Source organism: Roseobacter sp. (assembly GCF_024639605.1).
Lineage (GTDB): Bacteria > Pseudomonadota > Alphaproteobacteria > Rhodobacterales > Rhodobacteraceae > Roseobacter.
In genome coordinates, this window is record NZ_JAHEHZ010000254.1 from 1 (window position 1) to 2,930 (window position 2,930).

Annotated in this window: 4 protein-coding genes; all 4 read right to left on the reverse strand. The window is 65.2% G+C overall.

All coding sequences use genetic code 11. The features are described from left to right. On the reverse strand, positions 1 to 498 hold a 498-nt coding region (locus Q0M35_RS18430), incomplete at its 3' end, for a lipid II flippase MurJ (RefSeq protein WP_295317706.1). A 94-nt stretch (positions 499 to 592) separates the two neighbouring features. Next, positions 593 to 1,363 carry a 5-oxoprolinase subunit PxpA gene (locus tag Q0M35_RS18435; protein ID WP_295317707.1) on the reverse strand — a complete coding sequence of 257 codons (771 nt, stop codon included), beginning with the start codon at positions 1,361 to 1,363 and terminating at the stop codon, positions 593 to 595. A gap of 13 nt (positions 1,364 to 1,376) precedes the next feature. Beyond that, positions 1,377 to 2,396, reverse strand: a complete 1,020-nt coding sequence (locus Q0M35_RS18440; protein WP_295317708.1) for a biotin-dependent carboxyltransferase family protein — start codon at positions 2,394 to 2,396, stop codon at positions 1,377 to 1,379. Further along, the coding region (locus tag Q0M35_RS18445; protein ID WP_295317709.1) for a carboxyltransferase domain-containing protein at positions 2,393 to 2,930 on the reverse strand (538 nt) is incomplete at its 5' end. The genes Q0M35_RS18440 and Q0M35_RS18445, both read right to left, overlap by 4 nt.

Below are 2,930 nucleotides of genomic sequence, written 5' to 3' on the forward strand. Positions count from 1 at the left end.
CACCGCGTTGAAGGCCAGAACTGCGAGACCCGGCACCGCCGCGCGTCCCTCGGATTGCAGCCAGGCAGCCGAGACACCGATCACGGAGGCCACAGGAATGGCAAGAAGCGATATCGCAAAGCCGTCCTCAAACCCGGTCAGAGCGCTGTAATCGAGCGACGGCGCCAGCAGCCGGACAACCGTTTCTGCCCCGAGGAAAATCAGCACGGCCAGCGTCAGCGACGCACAGCAGGTAAAGATCGTGATACGCTGCAATAACGCTACGCGGGCTGCAGGATCGGCGCGCACCAGCGCGGGCACCAGGGCCGCACTGAATCCGCCCGACATCAGGATCGCGGTCAGCAGATCAGGCAGCGTCAGAATGACCACCACCGCATCAGTCTGTGCACCGATGCCCAGACGTGCCGCGAGCGCCTGTTCGCGAAAAAGGCCCGAGAGCCGGCTGAGCAGCATGGCAAAGCTCACAAGAAGCGACGCCTGAAGAAGTGAACGGGCCATGATGTCCTTGCCGGGCGCGGCCCGCAGAAGAAGTCCGGTGTGGCTTTCGTTTTAACCGCCGCGGGGCAGGGGTGTAAACGCCCGCCGGGGTGGCTCAGTCTTTGCGGCCCTCAAAGGTGCTGACCGTGATGCCCGCCTCTTCCAGCGTGCGGCGCACGGAGGCTGCGATTTCGACGGCTTCGGGGGTGTCGCCGTGACAGCAGATCGTGTCGATGCTGGTCTCGATGCGCTTGCCCGAGGCGGTGATGATGGCGCCCTCCCGGACCATCCCGACCATGCGCTGCCCGGCCAGGGCCGCGTCATGGATGATGGCCCCGGGTTTGCTGCGGTCCACGAGGGTCGCGTCGTCGTTATAGGCGCGGTCAGCAAAGATCTCACCCGCCCAGGCGCAGCCCAGATCGCGGACTGCAGCCTCCTGTGCGGTGGCACAAAGCACCATCACGATAAGATCCGGATCAACCGAAAGAGCGGCCTCATAGCAGTCCCGCGCAAGGCTCTCATCCTCGGACGTCATATTGCCGAGCGCGCCGTGGAGCTTCACGTGGCGCACCTTTCCACCCAGAGATTTCGCCATGCCGATGGCGGCGCCCACCTGAAAGCGCACTGAATTCTGAAGGCTGGCGCGCGGCACGGTCATGCGCCGGCGGCCAAAGCCCTGCAGATCGTCAAACCCCGGATGTGCGCCGATGCCCACCCCGTTCTCAAGCGCCATTTTCATCGTCGCGGCCATTACGTCCGGGTCGCCGGCATGCGCACCACAGGCGATATTGGCCGAAGTCACGGTTTTCAGCAGCGACGCGTCGTCGCCCATGGTCCAGGGGCCAAAGCTCTCGCCCATATCGGCGTTGATATCCACACGGGTCATCAGGGTCTCCTTTTCATGTCTCAAACGGGTCGGCGGACGCGGAAACGACGCCGCTCACAAGCTGGTAACTCAGCAGATCGGCGATGTCGGCAGGGTCGCGGACCAGCGGCTGTACCTGCCCTGCGAGCCCCTTTATCGCGGCCCGCGCGCGGGTCTCCAGCGCGCGGGCCTCTTCATGGCTTACAAATTCAAACTGCAGGGGCGCGCCTACCGGCGCCTGCGCCACTTTTGGCAGATCCGACGGGATCACAGTGCCGATCCGCGGATAGCCACCGGTGGTCTGGCTTTCGCACATCAGCACGAAAGGTGCGCCGTCACCGGTAATCTGAATGTCGCCGGGCACGATCACCTCAGAGACGATCGACAGCCCGTCGTTTGCAAAAAACCCTTCGCCGTCGGAATCCATGCGCACGCCCTGGCGGTTGCCACGCGGGTCGCGGCGAAAGGCAGTCGCGGCAAACCGCGCGCGGGTTTCTTCGGAGAACTCTGTGGTCTGGATCGAACAGACCACATGTATCGTGCCCCCCGCGAGCCGGTTGTCAGGCGTCAGGAAATACCCGCTGCGCGCCGTGGCGCCTGTGACCGGCAGTTCGTCACCGGCCTGTAACAGACCGCCGATGCCCGCGTTAAGATGGCTGCCGCGTGCGCCCATCTGTACCGGGGCATCAAACCCGCCGGCCACATGCAGATAACCGCAGGTGCCCGCCTGCACCCCGCCAATGGCGAGCTTTGCGCCCGCAGGCAGGGCATGGCTGGCGTTCCAGACAAGCGGCGCACCGTCGAGCGTGGCGGTCATACGCGCGCCCGTCAGGGCGATCACCGTGTCTGCCGTGGCCTCGAAGGTGCCGCCCATGCCGGTCATCTCGATGGCCGCGCATTCCGCGCTGTGGCCGAGCAATGCCGCCCCCTCGTGAAGGGCCAGGGTGTCCGCCGCGCCACCGCGCGTGAGGCCAAAGGCGAGCCAGCCGCGCCGCCCGAGATCCTGCAGGCTGAGCGCCGGCCCTGCCGAGTGAACTTTAAGCGCGGCGCTCATGTGATCATCTCCCTGTCCGCGCCACCAAATGATGCGGTGCTGCCGGTCCGGATTTTTTCCAGCTCCGCCGGGCTGACAGATGGAAAGATCAACTCATCACCCGGCGAGAGCGCAAAGGGCTGCGCGCTTTTCTGGCTGAATGTCTTGAAAGCGGTCTGGCCGATGTGCCGCCATCCGGTGGGCGTGGCATTGGTGAAAAGGCACATCTGCCGGATCGCCAGAACCAGCGCCCCGGAGGGCACGCTTTTGGTCAGGTCCTGCTGGCGGGGGATGTTCCACTGCGCGTCGAGCTGTCCCAGATAGGGCTGGCCAGGCGAAAAACCGATGGTCAGCACCCGCACGCGCGAGGCTGAAAGCTGCCGGATCGCCTCATCGGGGTCGATGCCCACGGCCCGTGCTGCCTCTTCAAGCTGGGGGGCAAGATCGGTGCCGTAAACCGTGGGCACATGCCAGAGCGTGCGCCCGTCAGGCAGCGCCGGATCGCTCCAGTCGCGCGCATCAAGCAGTTCCTGAAGGCGCGTGATGATCTCCTCT